Origin of the sequence: Chryseobacterium hagamense (assembly GCF_007991455.1) — a bacterium.
GTDB classification, from domain to species: Bacteria; Bacteroidota; Bacteroidia; order Flavobacteriales; family Weeksellaceae; genus Chryseobacterium; species Chryseobacterium hagamense.
Window position 1 is genome coordinate 14,259 of record NZ_BJYJ01000016.1, and the last position, 18,474, is coordinate 32,732.

At 40.9% G+C, this 18,474-nt stretch carries 17 protein-coding genes and 1 pseudogene; 15 read left to right on the forward strand and 3 right to left on the reverse strand.

What is annotated here, in order from left to right:
- Positions 1-10: 10 nt before the first annotated feature.
- From CHA01nite_RS13800 to CHA01nite_RS13855, 12 genes are all read left to right on the forward strand, one after another.
- Positions 11-787 (forward strand): ATP-grasp domain-containing protein, encoded by a 777-nt coding sequence (locus tag CHA01nite_RS13800; protein WP_146942332.1) that lies wholly within the window; start codon positions 11-13, stop codon positions 785-787.
- 112 nt (positions 788-899) lie between these two features.
- The gene (locus CHA01nite_RS13805) at positions 900-1,169 is read left to right on the forward strand and encodes a cyclic-phosphate processing receiver domain-containing protein (RefSeq protein ID WP_307725994.1); all 270 of its coding nucleotides are present in this window, start codon (positions 900-902) and stop codon (positions 1,167-1,169) included.
- On the forward strand, positions 1,169-1,747 hold the full coding sequence (locus tag CHA01nite_RS13810; RefSeq protein WP_146942334.1) for a DinB family protein: 579 nt from the start codon (positions 1,169-1,171) through the stop codon (positions 1,745-1,747). The genes CHA01nite_RS13805 and CHA01nite_RS13810 overlap by 1 nt, the downstream gene beginning before the upstream one ends.
- A 119-nt stretch (positions 1,748-1,866) precedes the next feature.
- Positions 1,867-2,883, forward strand: a complete 1,017-nt coding sequence (locus CHA01nite_RS13815; protein WP_170234735.1) for an RNA ligase family protein — start codon at positions 1,867-1,869, stop codon at positions 2,881-2,883.
- 12 nt (positions 2,884-2,895) lie between these two features.
- Entirely contained in the window at positions 2,896-3,489 is a 594-nt protein-coding gene (locus CHA01nite_RS13820) for an RNA ligase 1 family protein (protein ID WP_146942338.1), read from the forward strand.
- Positions 3,490-3,757: 268 nt separating this feature from the next.
- Positions 3,758-4,702 carry an MBL fold metallo-hydrolase gene (locus tag CHA01nite_RS13825; RefSeq protein WP_146942340.1) on the forward strand — a complete coding sequence of 315 codons (945 nt, stop codon included), beginning with the start codon at positions 3,758-3,760 and terminating at the stop codon, positions 4,700-4,702.
- A gap of 45 nt (positions 4,703-4,747) precedes the next feature.
- On the forward strand, positions 4,748-5,626 hold the full coding sequence (locus CHA01nite_RS13830; protein ID WP_146942342.1) for a nucleoside hydrolase: 879 nt from the start codon (positions 4,748-4,750) through the stop codon (positions 5,624-5,626).
- A gap of 117 nt (positions 5,627-5,743) precedes the next feature.
- Positions 5,744-6,307 (forward strand): metallophosphoesterase, encoded by a 564-nt coding sequence (locus tag CHA01nite_RS13835; protein ID WP_146942344.1) that lies wholly within the window; start codon positions 5,744-5,746, stop codon positions 6,305-6,307.
- Between the two features lie 175 nt (positions 6,308-6,482).
- Positions 6,483-7,028: a 3'-5' exonuclease gene (locus tag CHA01nite_RS13840; RefSeq protein ID WP_170234736.1), complete on the forward strand. Its 546-nt coding sequence runs from the start codon at positions 6,483-6,485 to the stop codon at positions 7,026-7,028.
- Positions 7,029-7,276: 248 nt separating this feature from the next.
- A complete protein-coding gene (locus CHA01nite_RS13845; RefSeq protein ID WP_146942348.1) occupies positions 7,277-7,825 on the forward strand; it encodes a 3'-5' exonuclease in 549 nt (182 codons plus the stop codon).
- A gap of 300 nt (positions 7,826-8,125) precedes the next feature.
- Positions 8,126-8,401: a hypothetical protein gene (locus CHA01nite_RS13850; RefSeq protein ID WP_146942350.1), complete on the forward strand. Its 276-nt coding sequence runs from the start codon at positions 8,126-8,128 to the stop codon at positions 8,399-8,401.
- A 745-nt stretch (positions 8,402-9,146) separates the two neighbouring features.
- Positions 9,147-10,244, forward strand: coding sequence for a slipin family protein (locus CHA01nite_RS13855; protein WP_146942352.1), 1,098 nt, complete (start codon positions 9,147-9,149; stop codon positions 10,242-10,244).
- 148 nt (positions 10,245-10,392) lie between these two features.
- On the opposite strand, the gene CHA01nite_RS13860 is transcribed toward CHA01nite_RS13855, so the two are convergent.
- Positions 10,393-10,857, reverse strand: a complete 465-nt coding sequence (locus CHA01nite_RS13860; protein WP_146942354.1) for a VOC family protein — start codon at positions 10,855-10,857, stop codon at positions 10,393-10,395.
- A gap of 275 nt (positions 10,858-11,132) precedes the next feature.
- Here CHA01nite_RS13860 and CHA01nite_RS13865 point away from each other — a divergent pair, with 275 nt between their 5' ends.
- Positions 11,133-12,650, forward strand: a complete 1,518-nt coding sequence (locus CHA01nite_RS13865; protein WP_146942356.1) for a TROVE domain-containing protein — start codon at positions 11,133-11,135, stop codon at positions 12,648-12,650.
- A gap of 488 nt (positions 12,651-13,138) precedes the next feature.
- Positions 13,139-13,516 (forward strand): annotated as a pseudogene (locus CHA01nite_RS13870) (DUF4145 domain-containing protein); the annotation flags it as partial.
- 1,797 nt (positions 13,517-15,313) lie between these two features.
- Here the strand turns inward: CHA01nite_RS13870 and CHA01nite_RS13875 are convergent.
- Positions 15,314-15,661, reverse strand: coding sequence for a helix-turn-helix domain-containing protein (locus CHA01nite_RS13875; RefSeq protein WP_228458421.1), 348 nt, complete (start codon positions 15,659-15,661; stop codon positions 15,314-15,316).
- A gap of 12 nt (positions 15,662-15,673) precedes the next feature.
- On the reverse strand, positions 15,674-16,090 hold the full coding sequence (locus tag CHA01nite_RS13880) for a transposase (RefSeq protein WP_146942360.1): 417 nt from the start codon (positions 16,088-16,090) through the stop codon (positions 15,674-15,676).
- A gap of 714 nt (positions 16,091-16,804) precedes the next feature.
- Here CHA01nite_RS13880 and CHA01nite_RS13885 point away from each other — a divergent pair.
- Positions 16,805-18,343 carry a SulP family inorganic anion transporter gene (locus CHA01nite_RS13885; protein WP_146942362.1) on the forward strand — a complete coding sequence of 513 codons (1,539 nt, stop codon included), beginning with the start codon at positions 16,805-16,807 and terminating at the stop codon, positions 18,341-18,343.
- Positions 18,344-18,474: the final 131 nt, after the last annotated feature.

Here is an 18,474-nt window from a genome sequence, read left to right on the forward strand (position 1 = left end):
ACCGATAACCATGTTTTTCTTAGTACAGTCAAATATATATCTGGATCCCGATCATTATAAGATTTTTGATGCTCTGGAAGAACTCAATATCGATTACAGCGTCATCAATATCCCTCCAAAAGCAAAGGAATTGGATTTTGAAACAAAGCGTAATGATGTTTTCGTCTATGGTTCGGTAACGATAGCCAGACTGGCAAAACAGAATACCCACTGGTTTCCGGGTTCTTTTTACGGAGGCAATCACCTTTATAAAGTGTATTCCGGATATTATGGTGAAAACCTTCTCAACACTAAGGTATCAGTTCAGAAAATTTCAGAAGAAATGAGTTGGGCAAAGGAGGAAATAAAATTCATCAAGCCCTATGACGAAGCCAAGGTTTTTACAGGCAGGGTTTTCAGCGAAGCGGAATGGCAGGATTTTGTATTTGAAGCCCTGGAAAATCCATCCAACCGGATTACGAAAGATTCTTTGATCCAGGTTTCCCAAGTAAAAAAGACGATGAAGGAAGCAAGACTCTGGATTGTAGGCGGGCAGATTATTGATGCCGGGTACTATAAATTTGATGAACGGGTTTCTTTTGAAGAAAAAGTTTCGGAAGACGGACTGGCTTTTGCCAGGAAAATGCTCCGGCTTTTCAACCTTGAAGAAGCATTCGTCATGGATATCTGTTTAACGGATGAAGGCTGGAAGATTGTTGAAATCAACTGCATCAACAGTTCCGGGTTTTATCCTAACACCAACGTGAAAAGTATCATCAAAGCATTGAATATTTACTTTTCAAATTAAAAAATAAAGCAATGGAACTGACAAAAGATTACTTTTTCTGGACGATATAAGATCTCCGAAAGATGCCTGTTGATATACGAAACAGGAGATTTTTCAAAGAGATGACTGGCATATCGTCCGGAATTATCAGGAATTCGTTGACCGGATTTTGGAAAAAGGGCTGCCGGAAATGATCTCTTTTGACCATGACCTGGCTGATGAACATTATTTGGAACCGAATTCCCGGGAATATGTTGAAAAAACAGGCTACGATTGTGCCAAATGGCTGGTGGAATATTGCATGGATCATTACCTGGACCTGCCGGAATTTTATTGCCATTCCATGAATCCGGTGGGAAAGCAGAATATCGAAAGCCTTTTAAACAATTTTAAAAAACAGTAATGGATATTTTAAAATTTATACAAGAGATAAAAAAACATCTGAAACTCAGTTTTGATGAGGTGGACGGATGGTTTGGGAAAGACAGGAAAACGTTGGACTATCAGCCCTCAAACGGAGGCTGGACAGTCCGGCAGATCCTGGAACATATTTACCTGACGAACTTCTACCTGCTGATCCTTATTGAAAAAGGTTCAAAAAAGACACTCCGGAACTCCGGAGGTCCCGACCTGGATGTTGAAATACGAGATTATGTTTTCGACAGGGAGAAGTTTGAAGAAATAGGGAAGTACGGTGCTTTTGAATGGATCAGGCCCGGACATATGGAACCAAAAGGAGCTATGGAATTGCATGAAATCAGAAGCCTGATTTCTATACAACATCAACAATGTCTGATCTATCTCGAACGGATGAAAAACGGGGAAGGGCTGCTCTGTAAAACCACAATGACGGTGAACGGATTGGGAAAAATTAATGTTTACGAATATATTTATTTCCTGTCGCTTCACACCAAAAGACACCTGACCCAAATGAAAAATAACGAATCAGAAAGGATACGAACAGCAGGATTTGATATTTAGTCTTTTAAAAAATCTTCGATTTTTCTCTTATGTGCTCTAAAAATAGGCACAATAGAGAAAACTTAAAATCTAATGTGACTTATGTGTCAAAAACCTTAGGGTTAAAAAAAACTAAAAAAATGATTTTTAAAACATACAACTCGATAGAAAATGCGTACCAGGCCCGCGTGATCGAACAGATCACGATGCAGGGCTTCGGGGATGAGGTTTTTATCGTGCAGGAAAAGGTTCACGGGGCCAATTTCTCTTTCTTCACCGATGGAAAGGAAATTAAAATCGCCAAAAGGACCGCCTTTATCGAAAAGGAAGAAAAGTTCTTCAATGCCCGTCAGGTGCTGGAACTTTATAAAGGGAAGGTAATTGAAGCATTCGGAAAAGTAAAAAGTCTTTATCCGGAGGTTGAAATGGTAGTCATCTACGGTGAATTGTTCGGCGGCTACAAACACAAAGCGGTAGATCCGGTAAAGGATGCAATAAAAGTACAGAAGGGTATTGAATATGCACCTCATAATGAATTTTATGCGTTCGACATCAAACTGAACGGGACGACTTACCTGGATACGGAAGTCATCAACCGGATTTTTGAGGAGACCGGATTTTTCTATGCAAAAACCCTTTTCCAGGGAACGCTGGAAGAAGCTTTGGATTTCCCTAATGCATTTAATTCCAGAATTCCCGATTGGTTGGGCCTTCCTCAGCTTGAAGACAATAGGTGCGAGGGAACCATTATAAAGACCCTGAAAACCCGGTATTTTGGTAATGGCGCAAGGGTTATTTTGAAAAATAAGAATAAAAAATGGATCGAGAAATCCAAAGTGGTGAGAAAGCAGGAGAAAACAGTTCAGAAGGAGATCCGGTTCGGTGAAGGTTCCCAAAGAATCTGGGAAGAACTTGAGCAATATGTAACCGTTAACCGGCTGAACAACGTCATCAGCAAGATCGGTGAATTCGAACCTAAAATGGCTGGAAAAGTAACCGGACTTTTTGCACAGGACATCCTGGAGGATTTCGGAAAGGATTTCCCGGAAGCTTTCGGCAGCATTGAAAAAGAAGAACAGAAAAGGATCAACAAAAAGCTGAACGCCATCGTCATTGACATGGTGAAAGCAGAATTGTCCGTTCTGAATAATCATTGAAAACGATTGAAAATGAAAAAGATAAGTACATTATTTAAAAAAGATAAACATAATTTAGGACGGGTTGTTAATGAAATCAATCCTGAAAACCTTTGGGTATTTGAAGGTGAAGCAGTAGCGACGCAGAAGTTCGACGGTTCCGCATGCGCGGTCATCAACGGTAAGCTGTTCAAAAGGTACGATGCCAAAAGAGGGAAAACAGCTCCGGAGGGGGCAATCCCATGCCAGGAAGCAGATCCGGTAACCGGACATCATCCGCATTGGGTGGCGTGCGATCCTGCCGCAAAAGAAGACGCTTACTTTTGGGAAGGTTTTCATGCGTTGGCCGTATCAGGTAAGGTGGAAGACGGTACCTACGAGCTGATCGGTGAGAAGGTGCAGGGAAATCCGGAAAACATTAAAGGCCATCGGTTGATAAAGCACGGAAACAAGATCCTCAACCTGGCGAGCCTGGATTTTGAGTGGATCAAAAGCTTTTTAAGCAACCCTGAAAACAATATGGAAGGCATCGTTTTCCATCACACCGCTGATGAAAGAATGTGCAAGATCAGGAAATCCGACTTCGGGATCCGCAGAAAAGCGGTAAAAGAGTACGTTTTTAAATAATTTGAGTTTCGGTAATCGGTTTACCGGAACTTTTTACGTATTTAATCAGCCATGGATTTTTTTCTGGTGCTTATAGAATAATGAACGGTCATCAAAATCTTATTTTCGTAATTAATTGTTATTGAAAAATTAAGGCGCTTGGTTCAGTGAAAAAGTGTATGCTGAGCCTGTCGAAGTAGCTTTGTGAACTTAAAGACAAAATCTTCGTGAACTCCGTGTTAAATGAACCATGAGGATGAATAACAGATCATCAAATAAAAACTAAAAAATGTTACAGGCAGAAATAAAAAGTCTTTTTAAGGAAGACATCAGTATATTAATAAAAGTCCCGAATTCAGCGAAGCATTACCTGTGTGATTGCGGTGAAGCAAGCTTGCTGACGGTAAAAGAAGTGCAATCGGTATCGGCCCTATTCATCAGCCATACCCATATTGACCATTTTTCAAACTTTGACGGCATTTTCAGGCATCAGATCGGGAGCGGGGAAAAAGTCGTGATCTGCGGGCCGAAAAATATCCACCGGCAGATTGAAGCACGGTTGAAATCCTATACCTGGAACCTGATTGATGAAAACGCCATTGAATATGAAATCCGAGAAATTGTTTCAGAACAGGAAATTAAGGTCTATAAAATCCGGCCGCCACACTGGAATCTTGAATTGATTAAAACCCAGGATTTCCTTTTTGAAGATGAATATTTGAATGTCAGCTTTGCCATTCTGGATCACAAGACCGATTCTATTGCTTATCTTTTTAAGGAAAAGGATTCAGTGAGTTTTAATGAAAACGGTTCTAGATTCAAAAAAGGAAAATGGATCAGCGAACTGAAGGCCGCTTTTGAAAGAAGTGAAAACGATAAGGAGATTGAAATCGAAGGAGCGGTTTATCAGGCTTCGGAATTATTCCATTTGCTGACGCTGAATGAAGGTTGCAGACTCGGTGTCATCATGGATCATGCGGCAGACGAAGGCAACTATGAAAAAATAAAAACGGTTTTTGAAAATGCAGACCGGGTGTACATCGAAACCTTCTATAAAGATGAAGACCGGGAATTTGCAAAAACAAATCACCACAGCTATGCTTCGGCTTCCGGATCGATTATGAAAGCATGCGGAGTAAAAGAAGCCATTCCGGTCCATTTTTCAAGAAGGTACACGGAAATCGACCGGCTGGAAATCGAGACGGCTTTTTACAGAGCGTTCGGAAAAGATTGAGCCGGACTGTTTTTAAAGTCGGAAATAATAACTAAAAAATGAATTATGCAATATAAAATACCTTTTCATTTTGATATGGAAACGGCGGATCCTGATGATGCGATGACATTGGCCATTTTAGCAACGCACCCCAGGGTTCATCTTGTCAGTGTCTCCATACATCCGGGAGGGAAGGATCAGATTGGTTTTGTAAGAAAAATACTCAATATTCTGGACCGGGAAGATATCCGGATCGGTGCAGGAACGCCTAAATCGGACGCCCCGCGTGTCTCGGTATTTCACCGGGATTGGGTCGGAGGATTTAAAGATTCGGAAGCAGACGGCCCTGCAGCAGAAATCATGGCTGACACCCTACGTCAGTTTCCGGATAGCACGCTGCTGACAGGAGCAGCCCTTACCAATCCGTATGCCTTGTATGAAACCGGTGTCTTCTTCAACCGTTGGTTCTGTCAGGGAGGTTTCGCCGGGGACAACATCGTCCCGAAAGAGCACCGGATGCAAAAGTTTGATGGGAAAATAACCTGTGCAACTTTTAATCTGAATGGCAATCCGCTGGCCGCTGAGGTACTGTTTTCAATCCCGATGGCCGAAAGGCGTCTGATCAGTAAAAATGTTTGCCATGCTGCGGTCTTCACTAATGCTGATGCTGAAATGCTGATGCCATTCAGAAATCATAATAAGGGGTTGGACCTATTTTTGAAAGCAGTGGAACTGAAAGAGAAAGCCCTTCATGATACGGTAGCTGCTTTACTGGCCATCGATCCTTGCAAATCACTTTGGGCAGAAGTCATTCCTTACCGTACCCGTGGCGAATGGGGTTCTTGGAAAGCGGAAGAAAATTCTGGAAAAAGTCCTTCATTGATTACTACATTCATTCCTGATCTGAAAGATCTTTGGATGTTAATCAAACCTGAAAACTTTTAGAGTAAAAAGTTTTAAAGACAAGCAACATATTAAATCAGCGCGCTAGTATTGTTATTGTCAAGCTGAAAAATTAAGACGAACAGCAGCATTCAACTTGTAAATAAAAAATTAAAAAAAATGAAACCCAATATATTTTTTACGGCAGACCACCATTTCGGTCACGAAAATATCATCAAATTCTCCGAAAGGCCATTTGCGTCCCTGGAAGAGATGAATGAAGAACTTATCAGAAGATGGAATGAAAAAATAGGACCGGATGATACGGTTTATCATTTAGGCGATATCAGCCTGGGCAAATCGGATTTCACGAAAGGGATTTTAGACCGGTTAAACGGAAACATTCATCTCATCAAAGGCAATCACGAAGGGGCGGCACTCACTTATCCCAAACGTTTTGCTTCCATCAGGGATTACCATGAATTAAGGATCGACGAACCGGAAAACGGGAACGGAAAGCAGAAAATCATTCTTTTTCATTACGCGATGCGGACCTGGAACGGCTCCCACCGCGGGGTCTGGCAGCTCTATGGCCATTCCCACGGAACCCTGCCCGATGATGAAGCGGCGCTAAGCTTTGATGTGGGCGTCGATTGCCATAACTTCTATCCCGTTTCTTACGCGGAGGTAAAAGAAATAATGCAGAAGAAAACATGGACTCCGCCGTTTGCCCCGAGAAATTAGAAAATGGAAGCTGGGTGATGGATGCTGGATGCTGGAAAACTTCCGGTGTTCTTCAGCTCATCATCCAGTTATTATATTAACAATCAAAACAGGAGCTCTACAATGGAACCCGGAGTTGAAGGAATCAAGAAACTTCCATCACCCTGCTTCCATCATCCGGCCCAAACACGCAACAATGACAACAAACAATGAAATCATCGTTATCGATCTGGAAGCCACCTGCTGGGAATACGATAAAATCCCGCCCGGCCAGAAAACCGATATTATAGAAATAGGAATCTGTAAACTGGATACCGATACAAAGGTCATCTCCAGTAAGCAGAGCATTTACGTAATTCCCGAAAGATCAAAAATCAGCAGGTTCTGTACGGAGCTCACCGGAATTACGCCAAAACTGATTGAAGAAAGAGGAATCTATTTTGAAGAAGCCTGTGAGAAGATCAGGGCTGAATATCATCCCGAATCGATTGCCTGGGCCGGGTTCGGCGCTTTTGACAAGGAACAGATCGTTGCGCAGTGCGACCATCTGGGCATCGAAAACCCCTTTTCAGAAAATTACATCAACATCATGCACCGCTTCAAAGCCTACAACGGACTGTACAAAATGATGGGCCTGAAAAGAGCCCTGAAAGCCCTGAACATGGATTTCGAGGGAAACCATCACAGCGGGGCCGACGATGCCTACAACGCCGCCCGGATCCTAAGGGAAATGATGGGATAAAAAAGTAGGAAAGCTGGATGCGGGATGCGGGAAATTACAGTAGTGTGGAATGAACACTGGCTTTTATCATTAGCAGGAGGAGAGTAGGGAAGCGGGAAGTTCAAAGAAGTCAAAACATTCAGCTTCCGGCATCCCTCTTCCAGCCAAAGTAGTAATCCGGCAGGAAATAGATTGGAAATCCGGAAGTTTAAGATATAGGCAAACTGCCAGCTTTCATCATCCAGCTAAAACAATTAAATTTTAAACAAATGAAAACAACAGACAATATATTGATTATCGACCTTGAAGCAACGTGCTGGAACGACCGGCCGCCGAGAGGTCAGGAAAGTGAAATCATCGAAATCGGCGTCTGCCTCATGGATGCCGAAACCGGGAAGGTTTCACGCAGCGAAGGCATTTTGGTAAAGCCTCAATTTTCAAAAGTAAGCCCGTTCTGTACGGAACTGACTTCCATTACCCAGCAGATGCTCGATGACGAAGGGATTCTGCTGGAAGATGCCCTCGACATCCTCAGAGCGGAATACGATTCCGAAAACCTCACCTGGGCCAGCTATGGAAACTACGACCTGAATATGCTTCAGAACCAGGCCAGAAGGTTCAAGGTGGATTACCCGCTGAGCGATGACCACATCAATGTGAAAACCTTATTCGGAGAACTGCATCCGACTGTCCGGAAAAGTGTCGGCATGGCCAGAGCACTGGGTGAACTCAAACTCAAACTTGAAGGCACCCACCACCGTGGTGTCGATGACGCCAGGAATATTGCCAAAATTCTGCATTGGTGTCTTCATCGATAAGGTAACAATTTAGAAATCTAAAAATATAATAATTACTCCCTTTTTGAAAGGGAGTTTTTTATTTCCGACCATGTCATGGCGAGGAGCAAAACGACAAAGTAATCTTAATGAAGAACAGATTGCTTCGCTTTCAATTCGCAAAGACAAAAAAATCACATTTTTTTTACAACGCAAAAACATTGCGCAATTCCCTGTTTACTTTGCATCATCAAAATGAAACGTATGAAAAATATTCAGCTTTTATGCAAATCTTGTAGGGTAGGATTGACTGGCATTTTAACTGTTGTTCCCGAATCCTAATTGAAATGGAAGCCGGGATATGACATTCTGGAAGACAAAGAAGCTGTTGTTCATTTAGGTTATAAAAATTCCGTTTTAACAAATCTTGATGATGAAAAATTAATTGACCATTGTGATTCTGGAAGATTTTCAGGTTGTTGCGGAAATTCAGGATCAAGTGGTGTAAATAAGTTGTGTAAAAACGGACATGAAGTAGGAACTGAAAGTTCATATTGCTGTACTTCTAACTATTTACATTTTAGTCTGGATCATATAATAATTAAAGAAATACTTTAAAAAGGTATTTCTGTAAAAATATCAGGCGGGTCTTGTTGGGTGTTTCTGGATAACACCATTGCAGAAGAATTTGTTGAGAAACATGATTTTGTTCTGTTCAACTTGGCTTGAAGGTTTGAGGTTTTCCAAAAAATCTCGTACGATTCTACAGGTTGAAGGTTCGAGTCCTTCTGTCTCTTAAAAAGGGATATAGTTCAAATGGTAGAACAATAGATTTATGCGTGGGTTCGACTCCCACCCTCACTTCAAATGAGGTAGCTCAGTCTGGTTAGAGCACTACACTTTTAATGTAGGTTGAAAATAGACTCAAAATCTATTTTTTATTAGAGTTTTGAATATTCTCATTAAAAAATATTCAGGGAAAAATCCGGGATTTTTTCAGTTGTTGAATCAACATTTTGAAAAAGCCTGTAAGAAAAGATGTTTTCTGAAAATGAAATGGAGACTAAGAATCAATAATTCTTTGGATGAATTTTTTAAAAAGGACGATCGCCTGCGTGAGCGATGGTAACGGATATCCTTTTTTGCTTGCAAAAAAGATAGATGTGAACGTAGCGACCCGAGCTGCTGGTAAAGCCGAAGCGAGGGACACGCCCAAAATCTGAATAATTAGAAACTGAATTTGAAAATAAGATTCTAAGCTCAATGAATTTTTCTGAATTGCTTTTCTTCCGCAGTTTTTGGAAGAAGAGATTCCGGATTTTCTTTTTTAATTGAAATTAATAACTATTTAAAATATAAAACGATGATAAAAAATGTACAGATTAAGGCTTATGAAACGGGTTTGGTTTTCAAAAATGGAAACCTGATTGATATTTTGAAAGAAGGTAATTTCTGGATTTTTGGAAATAAGTCTGTGGAAATTTATGATATGAAATCTCTGTTTAAATCTAATACTGATCTTAATATTTTGTTGAAAAATGAAAGCCTGAAATCTCTATTGGAAGTCGTTGAGGTAAAGGACGGTGAAATCGTTCTGATGTACGAAAACGGAATTTTTAAAGAAGTTCTGCAGGTCGGTCAATATGCATTTTGGAAAGGAATTTCGAACAGGGAATTTCAGAAAGCAGACTTAACGAAAGTGGAAATTACAGAGAAGATTCCCAGAACGATCCTTGAAAATATAAAACTGAAAAATTTTATTAGAAAATTCGTAATCACCAATCAATACAAAGGTCTTTTGCTCATTGACGGAAAGTTAAACAGAATTCTGGAGGCCGGAGCGTATTACTTCTGGAACAACGAAACTTCCATAGAAGTAAAATCGATTGATACCAGGATGCAGCAGATGGAAATCGCCGGTCAGGAATTATTGACCAAAGATAAAGCTATGCTCAGGATCAATTTTTATGTACGCTTTCAGGTGGCAAATATTCAGAAAGCACTGATGGAGAACAAAGAATATGATAAGCAATTATATATTCTGATGCAGCTGGCTTTGCGTGAATTCGTCGGAGCTTTAACATTGGATGAGTTGCTGTTGAAAAAAGATTCCGTAGGAAAAGAAATTCTTGGAAATTTAGGCAGCAAGGCCGATGAATTAGGCTTGAAAGCTTCTGATGCAGGAATAAGAGATGTGATCTTAACAGGTGAAATGAAGGAAATCATGAATCAGGTTTTGATTGCCGAAAAAAAAGCCCAGGCCAACAGCATTATGAGACGTGAAGAAACCGCTTCCACGAGAAGTTTGCTGAATACAGCGAAACTAATGGAAGAAAACGAAGTGCTTTGGAAGCTGAAAGAAATGGAATATATGGAAAAAATCGCCGATAAAATCGGAGATATTACCGTTTCCGGAAACAGCAGCATTGTTGCTCAGTTGAAAGAAATCTTCACAAAATAAAAAACTAGTAACTGTTATTATAGAGGCGGGTTTTGCGAAAGCAAAGCCTGTCTTGTTTTAAAATCAAAAGAGTTCCGAAGGGACGATTTACACCGAAATCGGATGCTAATCCGATTAATAAATTCAACAGTAAGCAATCAAAACAGATTTAAACTTTAAATCTGTTTTCATTTTTCTCCATCCATGCCTCATATGAAACCACGCCCAATTCCGGTTTTCCTTCGCCTTCCAGAACAGAAATAAACTCCAGCTGGTTGCCGTCCGGATCGTTGAAATAAATCGTCAAAGCCGGCATCCAGGCAAAAACCATCGGTTTTTCGCTCCCGTCTTTCAGGAAATTGTAGGGTTTCAGGTTTTTACTTTTCAGAAATTCAGAGGAGAAATTCAGGATATCATCCTTTTCTACGGTAAAGGCAAAATGCCGCGTCTGCAGGTTTTCTTTCTGTTCCCATAAACCCAGCATCGATGTTTTGTTATTGCCGATCCATAAAAAAACGATCGGACGGTTTTCATCCCGGTGCGCAAATTCCAATCCTAAAACTTCCGTATAAAATGCAACTGCTCTTTCCAGGTCGCTTACCTGGAGGTGGGTTTCATACAATCCTTTAATCATCAAATTAATTTTAATAAAACAAAGCTATCAAATACATTGTCAAAAATTTGTATTTCCCAATTCCTTTACATAAAACAGATCATAGACAAATTGTATTCTCTGGTTTATGGTGTCTCCAATGATTAGTGTTATTCGTGTTTATATCAAGAAATAAAAACTTTTTCACAAATAAAGCAACTACGCAAAAACACTGCGCAACAGCTTTCTTACTTTGCATCAGAAATCAGGGAGGAAATGATAATCCTCTGAAATGTTCAACTATAAAAACAGTAACCATGAAATTTAATTTTTTAAGAAAAGAGAATAAAGCAGTGACGAACTATGAAGGTGCCAAGGCATATACGATGACTCCTGCAGAAGAACTCTACAGTGCTGTTGTAACCACAGGATTATCCAACGCAACCTATGAAAAAGGAAATGAAAGACTGGCGAGAATCCAGTCTCTGATTCAGAAAAACGATCCGGAATTCGTGGCCAGGCTGGCCGTTTACGCAAGGAAAGAAATGTACCTGCGTTCGGTGCCTTTGGTTTTGACGACCGAACTGGCAAAGCAGGCGTCCGGTACCGACCTGGTAAGCAGGACGGTAGACGGTGTCATCCAGAGAGCCGATGAAATCACCGAATTGCTGGCCTACTACCAGATGGCCAATGAAAGAACCGGTCTGAAAAAGCTGGACCGGCTTTCCAAACAGATCCAGAAAGGCCTGGTGAAATCCTTTAACCGGTTTGACGAATACCAATTTGCCAAATACAACCGGAAAGCGGAAGTAACCCTGAAAGATGCCCTGTTCCTCGTGCACCCGAAAGCAAAAGATGAAAACCAGCAGGCTATTTTCAATAAAATCGTTAACGATTCGCTGGAAACGCCGTACACCTGGGAAGTGGGGCTTTCCGTACTGGGTCAGACAAAATTTGCCGATGATGCCGAAAGAAAAGCGGCTTTTAAAAACAAATGGGAAGAACTGATCTTCAGCAATAAGCTGGGATACATGGCAACTTTGAGAAACCTGAGGAATATTCTGGAAGCCGGGGTCTCTTCTCAGGCAATGGAAAAAATATGCATATACCTGTCGGATGAAAAAGCCGTGAGGAATTCAAAGCAGCTGCCTTTCAGGTTCCTGGCTGCATACCGTGAACTGAAGGCCGTCTGTTCCCCTTATCTGCCGTCTGTCCTGGAAGCATTGGAAGAAGCAGTAACGGTGAGTTCGAAGAACATCAAAGGGTTCGGTTTCGATACCTCCGTGGTGATTGCGGCCGACGTATCGGGATCGATGCAGCAGCCGGTTTCCCCGAAATCCAAAATCTTGCTGTATGACATCGGCCTGCTGATGTCGATGATGCTGCAGTCGCAGTGCAGCAATGTGATCTCGGGAATGTTCGGCGATACCTGGAAAAGGGTTCCCATGCCTAAAAGCGGGATCCTGAGAAACGTTGATGCTTTCTATAAAAGGGAAGGGGAAGTAGGGTATTCCACCAACGGTTACCTGGTGATCGAAGACCTGTTAAGCAGAAAGGAAAAAACAGGAAAAGTGATGCTCTTCACCGATACCCAGCTTTGGAACAGCAACGGGACCCGGAACTCTTTTGAAGACTCATGGAACCGGTATAAAAAATTCAATCCGGAGGCCAAGCTGTATATTTTCGACCTGGCGGGTTACGGAAAACAGCCGCTCGATGTCAGGAAAAACGATGTCTACCTGATCGCCGGCTGGTCCGACAAAATTTTCGATGTGCTGAATGCTCTCGAAGACCGTAAATCGGCCGTGGAAATGATTAAAAAAGTGGTGCTGTAAAAGGCACTGCTTTTAAATGAATTATAAGTTATAAATGATGGATGATTTCAAGAATTGACTTGATCAGGAGCTTAATCCCGCTTTCCGCTATATCTTTTTCGCCGGGGCTAAGGCCTTTACAGAAAAAGGATGCCGCTGCAATCGGGGCTAGCAATAACTTTAGTATATTTAACAAACCATATAAGCCTACAATAAATATGATTTGTCCGCATTGTTCAACAGTAGTAAAGTTCGATTGGTCGGTGTCTAAAGCTAGACAAATAAATAATGATCAAACTGAAGGTATAGAAATTTTTTTTTGCAGAGTGTCCGCAATGTGATAAGCTGGTAGTTGGTATCCAAGAAGGAAAATTACAATATCATGCTACTACAGGATGTTATTCAATTCATACTTCATTAAGCCATAAAATTATCTATCCAAAGGTTAATGATTTTCAAAATTCAAGTGACAACCGAAAAAGTACCTAGAAGACTATGAAGAAGCTGTAAAAGTACTTTCGGCTAGTCCAAAAGCTTCTGCTGCATTAACAAGAAGATTATTGCAGAATATTTTAAGAGAAGAATTCAATATTTTAGAAAAAAGTTTAGCTAAAGAAATTGAAATCTTTACTAATAAAACAGATATTCCATCACACATTACAGATGCAGTCGATGCAGTAAGACAAATTGGAAATATTGCGGCGCATCCTTCTAAAGATTTAAATTCAGGTGAAATTGTTCCTGTCGAGAGTGGCGAAGCAGAATGGCTTATTGAAGTGATTGAACAGCTTTTTGATTTTGTTTTTATTCAGCCTGAAAAACTTGAGAAAAGAAAACAGGAATTAAATTTAAAATTAGATAAGTTGGAAAAACCTAAAATGAAATAAACTGACCTAGGAAATGCAGGCGTTAAGAAAATAAGCTATACAAACGTTAAGAAAATTCTAGTGTTTGAAGCGCGACATGCAAATAGAAACGAAGGAGAAATATTAAATTCGCGCGAGTTTAGAATTTTTAGAGCGTATAGATTATTTTTAGCCGGAGTTTCCAAGTCTTGAATTTTTGGTTCTTTTGCTTCAAGGCAAAACGAACAAATAAAATTGATCTGAGCTTAAAATAATTTCAACTGCGTAAAAAGAATGCGTACTGAGGCAATAACTTTGCCTCAACAAAAAACAACAACCATGAGAACTTAAAAAAGGCAAGTGTCGTAAAACAGAATTTCTTCGTTTTGGGGATGGCAATGCAGGTTCGAATCCTGCTCCCGGAAGTTCCGGGATGGTGTAAGGGATCACTCCGTCGGTAAGTCTCTGTTTGCTTTTTTACCTTGCTTAAAAAATAACCGGTGCCGTAAGAAAAGAATTCCTTCGATTTCCACTTGAACCAGAGTCTTTTCGCTGCATCGCCCGGTTTATAAAACCAATGTCGTTACCGTAAGAGTTCCATCGTCAAACTTTTAATTTGAGCAGAATTCAAAAACTCTTATAACCTGTTACTTGGTTTTTTTAAATAAATTTTAACTGCGTAAAAAGAAGGTGCGCTGAAGCCCTAATTTTACAGGAAGAAAATACAATAACCATAAAAACTTAAAAAACAACCCAGGCCTTTAGAAAGGGTTGCTTCGACTTTCATTGAAATAAAAACGCTTTCTGAAGATTGTCCGGTTTAAAGTACTTACAGGTGCCGTAGATAAAAGCTACTTCATTTTTTACAAAGGTTCGAATCCTTTCGCCGGAAGGTGTGGCCGAGGGGTTAGGCTGATTTAAAGACCGCTTTTATCATTATTTGCCTTGTAATTTTTGAAGAGTATAAAAATAAAATCAAGTGTCGTTTCAGAATCATACTTCGATATTAACCATTGGGTCGCAGGTTCGATTCCTGCCATCCCTGTTGTAAACGGGATGTAGCTCAGCAGGTAGAGCAAATGACAGAAGATTCTAACAGGGTTACCTTGATTTAAAAACAAAAGAGTGACGTCAGAGAAAACTTACTTCGGTTAATCTTATGATGTTGGTTCGACTCCAGAATAGACCTGAAAGGGTTTATATAAAGGGTTTTCTCGTCTTTTGCCTCTTTTTTAATTGAAAAATTACAGATAAGTGTCGTAGAAAAAGGGTACTTCGTAAATATAACGGTCCTAAGGTAGCATACTTCGGGCAACCGAACGGGTGAAGTTGGGTTAAAAACCAACCGGGCAAAAGTTTTCGTAAGGAAGCGTAAGTCTCTCGCAGATGTAGAATTGCCGGCTCACTGCCCGGAAGGGTAAGAGCGGTGCTCTGAAAAGAGCATCCATTTTCCGTTTTTCACCTTATCTGTATACAATAAACAGGTGCCGTAGAATAGCGTTGCTTCGCTCATCACGACGGGGTCGCGGGTTCAAGTCCCGCCTTTTCCACCATGTAAAACACAAAATCCAAATAGGAAAAGTAGCTCAGTTGGTTAGAGCACGTAATGACGCTTTTCGGTAATTGCCCTGTTGTTTTAAATCTAAAGTGTCGTTAGGGAAAAGATCCTTCGTTACCATTGAGAGGGGAGGAATAGCGCAGCAGATCCTTTCTGCAAGGCTATCCGGTTCGACTCCGGCAGAACGGTGCCCCATTTTTTCTTTTTCCGCCCATTACCTTTACACAAAAAATCCGGTGAACAGTTTCACCGGATTTTTTTTCGGGGCACAGGTCCCGGAATTATTTTTTTGAAGTGATCTTCTGATACTCTTCTTCAAATGTTTTCTTCCATTTAGCAATGGTTGTTCTGCTGATCTTATACTTTTTCGACATATAATTCGTAGAAAGACCGTGTTTTTCCTGGTATTGCAGAAGCTTAAGCATGGTCTTCTTATCATACGTCTTCAGTTTCTGGTTGTTTCTTAAACTTTCCTTGGAAGATTCGAAAACCAGGTCGTTAAACTTCAGGATATCCTCCGTCGTTTTCAGATTCTTAATCAGACGCTGTACTTTGGGGTCTTCCAGTTTTCCGGGATCCCGCTCTTTCAGCATATCACGATAAATTTTCGTATAGTTGGGTCGCATCATACTTTCCGGAATTTAAATTTTTTGAAGCCAACGGTGCAGCGTACTTTTAGGAATGGAATATTCCTCAATGATTTCACTGTGCGTCATCTCACCGGATTGTATTTTCCCGATAATAAAATCCTTAATCTCCTGGGTGTAAATGTTTTTCCTGAAATAAGGAATTTTGTCGGACTTTGGATTTTTAGCTTTATCCACCGCAGAAGGCGGAGAGTAAAGAATGAGGTGGGAACTGTAGATTCTGAAAAAATCATATTCCAGTAATTTCGAGCATCTCAGCAGAAGATCGGTATCCAGAGATTTGCTCTCATATATTTTTTCTACCGCCTCTTCATCTTTTTTAAGAAAGCTGCATACTCTTTCCGGGCTCATTTCCAGTTCATTAACGCGCTCCTTAATAAACTTTCCGATATGTATTTCTTTGTACAACATTATGTATTAATAAATCTAGGTGTTATTCAATCAATTTTCAAATTTAACCACAGGGTTATGTTATTTTCATTTCTTCTAGCTGGCTTTAAAAGTGGGATGGAAATTATGAAGTGTAAATAAATACGACAAAATTCAGATTCCATCTGCAAAAATGCGGTCCGGATACCATCTGTCTTTTGAATCATAAAGAAATCGCATGTTATTTCTGTTTGGCATTACCCGACTTTTCATTTCTACCTACCATCATCCGCCTTCAAACATACTATTCCAACCTTCTTAAAGTATGGATAATAATATATGCTTCCTTAAATTTTTTCCGCGTGCTATGTTTCTTTACAAAGTCAAATATAGAAAAAAATTATATATTTTATCCAAAAAAATGAGTTCGAAATTTAGTCAAACGCGAAAAAGCATTAAAAACAATGATAAATAATCCATATTTGGTGAAAAAAATACAATATCAAAAGATTTACTTAGCAAATTTTTAATCAGCCCGGATAAGAGGTGCCGGCAGATCCAGTTTTTAACACCGTCATACTGTCTATATAAACGGAGAAAACCTGCTGTCTGTATGTAAAATCAGAGCCGGGTTTATCAAAAGTATGGAATAAAATCCAATTCATGATTAACCGCATCTGGATAAATTAATAATTCTTTGATCAAGCAGGAATAAAAAATTGTAGGAAATGAATCTTACTGCTACCTTTGCCGTGCATGAAAAATACCATCGCTCTGTTCGACTTTTCGAAAAAAATCAATTACAAAAATGAGTTGCTGGCTGGCCTAACCGTTGCCATGACCATGATTCCCGAATCGCTTTCCTTTGCCATCCTGGCCGGACTTTCTCCTCTCACGGGATTGTACGCTGCCTTTATGATGGGGCTTGTGACCGCTGTTTTTGGCGGACGTCCCGGAATGGTATCCGGAGGGGCCGGTGCTACCATCGTCGTCCTGATCGCTTTGATCAAGAGCCATGGCGTAGATTACCTTTTTGCCACCGTTATATTGGCCGGGATCCTGCAGGCGATGGTAGGCGTTTTCAAATGGGGGAAATTTGTACGGCTCATTCCGCAGCCCGTGATGTATGGTTTTCTTAATGGTCTTGCCGTTATTATTTTCATGGCTCAGGTTGAGCAGTTTAAGATAGCCGGTGCCGATGGAGTAACCGGCTGGCTGCAGGGTGCCCCTTTGTATATAATGTCCGGACTGGTAGCATTAACGGTGGCTATCGTCTACTTTTTTCCTAAACTCACCAAAGCGGTTCCGGCCTCCCTGGTTGCTATTGTTCTTATTTTTGCCATTGTTTCAGGGTTGGGCATCCCAACCAAAACCGTTGCCGATATCGCCAGCATCAGCGGGAGTCTGCCCCGTTTTCATTTTCCGCAGATCCCTTTTTCCCTGGAAACCTTTCAGGTAATCTTTCCGTATGCCCTGATTATGGCAGGTGTCGGACTTATAGAATCGCTGTTAACCTTATCGATGGTAGATGAAATTACCAATTCCAAAGGAAATGCAAACAAAGAATCGGTAGCCCAGGGGCTTGCCAATATTACCAATGGTTTTTTCGGTGGCATGGGCGGTTGTGCCATGGTTGCCCAGACCCTCGTCAATTTAAATGCCGGTTCCAGAGCCCGCCTTTCCGGAATTATTGCTTCCTTCACCATTTTAATCATCATTCTCGTCGGTGCGCCATTTATTGAAAAGATTCCAATGGCTGCCCTGGTCGGAGTCATGATGGTCGTGGCGATCAGTACTTTTCAGTGGGTTTCCATCAGCATCATCAATAAAATGCCGAAATCCGATATTTTTGTTGGGATGACGGTTGCGCTGGTAACCATTGTTTTACATAATCTGGCCCTGGCCGTTTTGGTAGGGGTGGTGATTTCCGCTCTGGTTTTTGCCTGGGATAATGCCAAAAGAATCCGTGCCCGGAAGCACACCGATGAAAACGGGATTAAATATTACGAAATCTTCGGGCCGCTGTTCTTCGGTTCGGTGACGGCATTTACCGATAAGTTTGATCCTTTGAACGATCCTGAACAGACGGTGATCGATTTTAAAGAAAGCCGTATTGTGGATATGAGTGCCATTGATGCTTTGGACAAATTATCAAAACGGTATGCCCAATACGATAAAAAGCTTCACCTGAAACACCTCAGCGAGGACTGCCGGAAAATGCTGAAAAATGCCGAAGTCGTTATTGAAGTCAATATCCAGGAAGACCCGACGTATAAGGTAATGCCGGAGAAGTGAGAAGCCGGATGCCGGAAGCTGGGTGCTGGAAGTTGATCATAATATAATATACCAGAAAAAATCTTTGATTTTTCTCTTATGTGATCTGAAATATTTTCAGGATATCAATTATACTTCTGTGGCTTATGTGT

Coding starts and splice junctions, on each gene's coding strand:
- CHA01nite_RS13800 (WP_146942332.1), top strand. CDS start 11: ATGTTTTTCTTAGTACAGTCAAATATATATCTGGATCCCGATCATTAT.
- CHA01nite_RS13830 (WP_146942342.1), top strand. CDS start 4,748: ATGCAATATAAAATACCTTTTCATTTTGATATGGAAACGGCGGATCCT.
- CHA01nite_RS13855 (WP_146942352.1), top strand. CDS start 9,147: ATGATAAAAAATGTACAGATTAAGGCTTATGAAACGGGTTTGGTTTTC.
- CHA01nite_RS13820 (WP_146942338.1), top strand. CDS start 2,896: ATGAAAAAGATAAGTACATTATTTAAAAAAGATAAACATAATTTAGGA.
- CHA01nite_RS13865 (WP_146942356.1), top strand. CDS start 11,133: ATGAAATTTAATTTTTTAAGAAAAGAGAATAAAGCAGTGACGAACTAT.
- CHA01nite_RS13815 (WP_170234735.1), top strand. CDS start 1,867: ATGATTTTTAAAACATACAACTCGATAGAAAATGCGTACCAGGCCCGC.
- CHA01nite_RS13825 (WP_146942340.1), top strand. CDS start 3,758: ATGTTACAGGCAGAAATAAAAAGTCTTTTTAAGGAAGACATCAGTATA.
- CHA01nite_RS13880 (WP_146942360.1), bottom strand. CDS start 16,090: ATGTTGTACAAAGAAATACATATCGGAAAGTTTATTAAGGAGCGCGTT.
- CHA01nite_RS13810 (WP_146942334.1), top strand. CDS start 1,169: ATGGATATTTTAAAATTTATACAAGAGATAAAAAAACATCTGAAACTC.
- CHA01nite_RS13885 (WP_146942362.1), top strand. CDS start 16,805: ATGAAAAATACCATCGCTCTGTTCGACTTTTCGAAAAAAATCAATTAC.
- CHA01nite_RS13840 (WP_170234736.1), top strand. CDS start 6,483: ATGACAACAAACAATGAAATCATCGTTATCGATCTGGAAGCCACCTGC.
- CHA01nite_RS13860 (WP_146942354.1), bottom strand. CDS start 10,857: ATGATTAAAGGATTGTATGAAACCCACCTCCAGGTAAGCGACCTGGAA.
- CHA01nite_RS13835 (WP_146942344.1), top strand. CDS start 5,744: ATGAAACCCAATATATTTTTTACGGCAGACCACCATTTCGGTCACGAA.
- CHA01nite_RS13845 (WP_146942348.1), top strand. CDS start 7,277: ATGAAAACAACAGACAATATATTGATTATCGACCTTGAAGCAACGTGC.
- CHA01nite_RS13875 (WP_228458421.1), bottom strand. CDS start 15,661: ATGATGCGACCCAACTATACGAAAATTTATCGTGATATGCTGAAAGAG.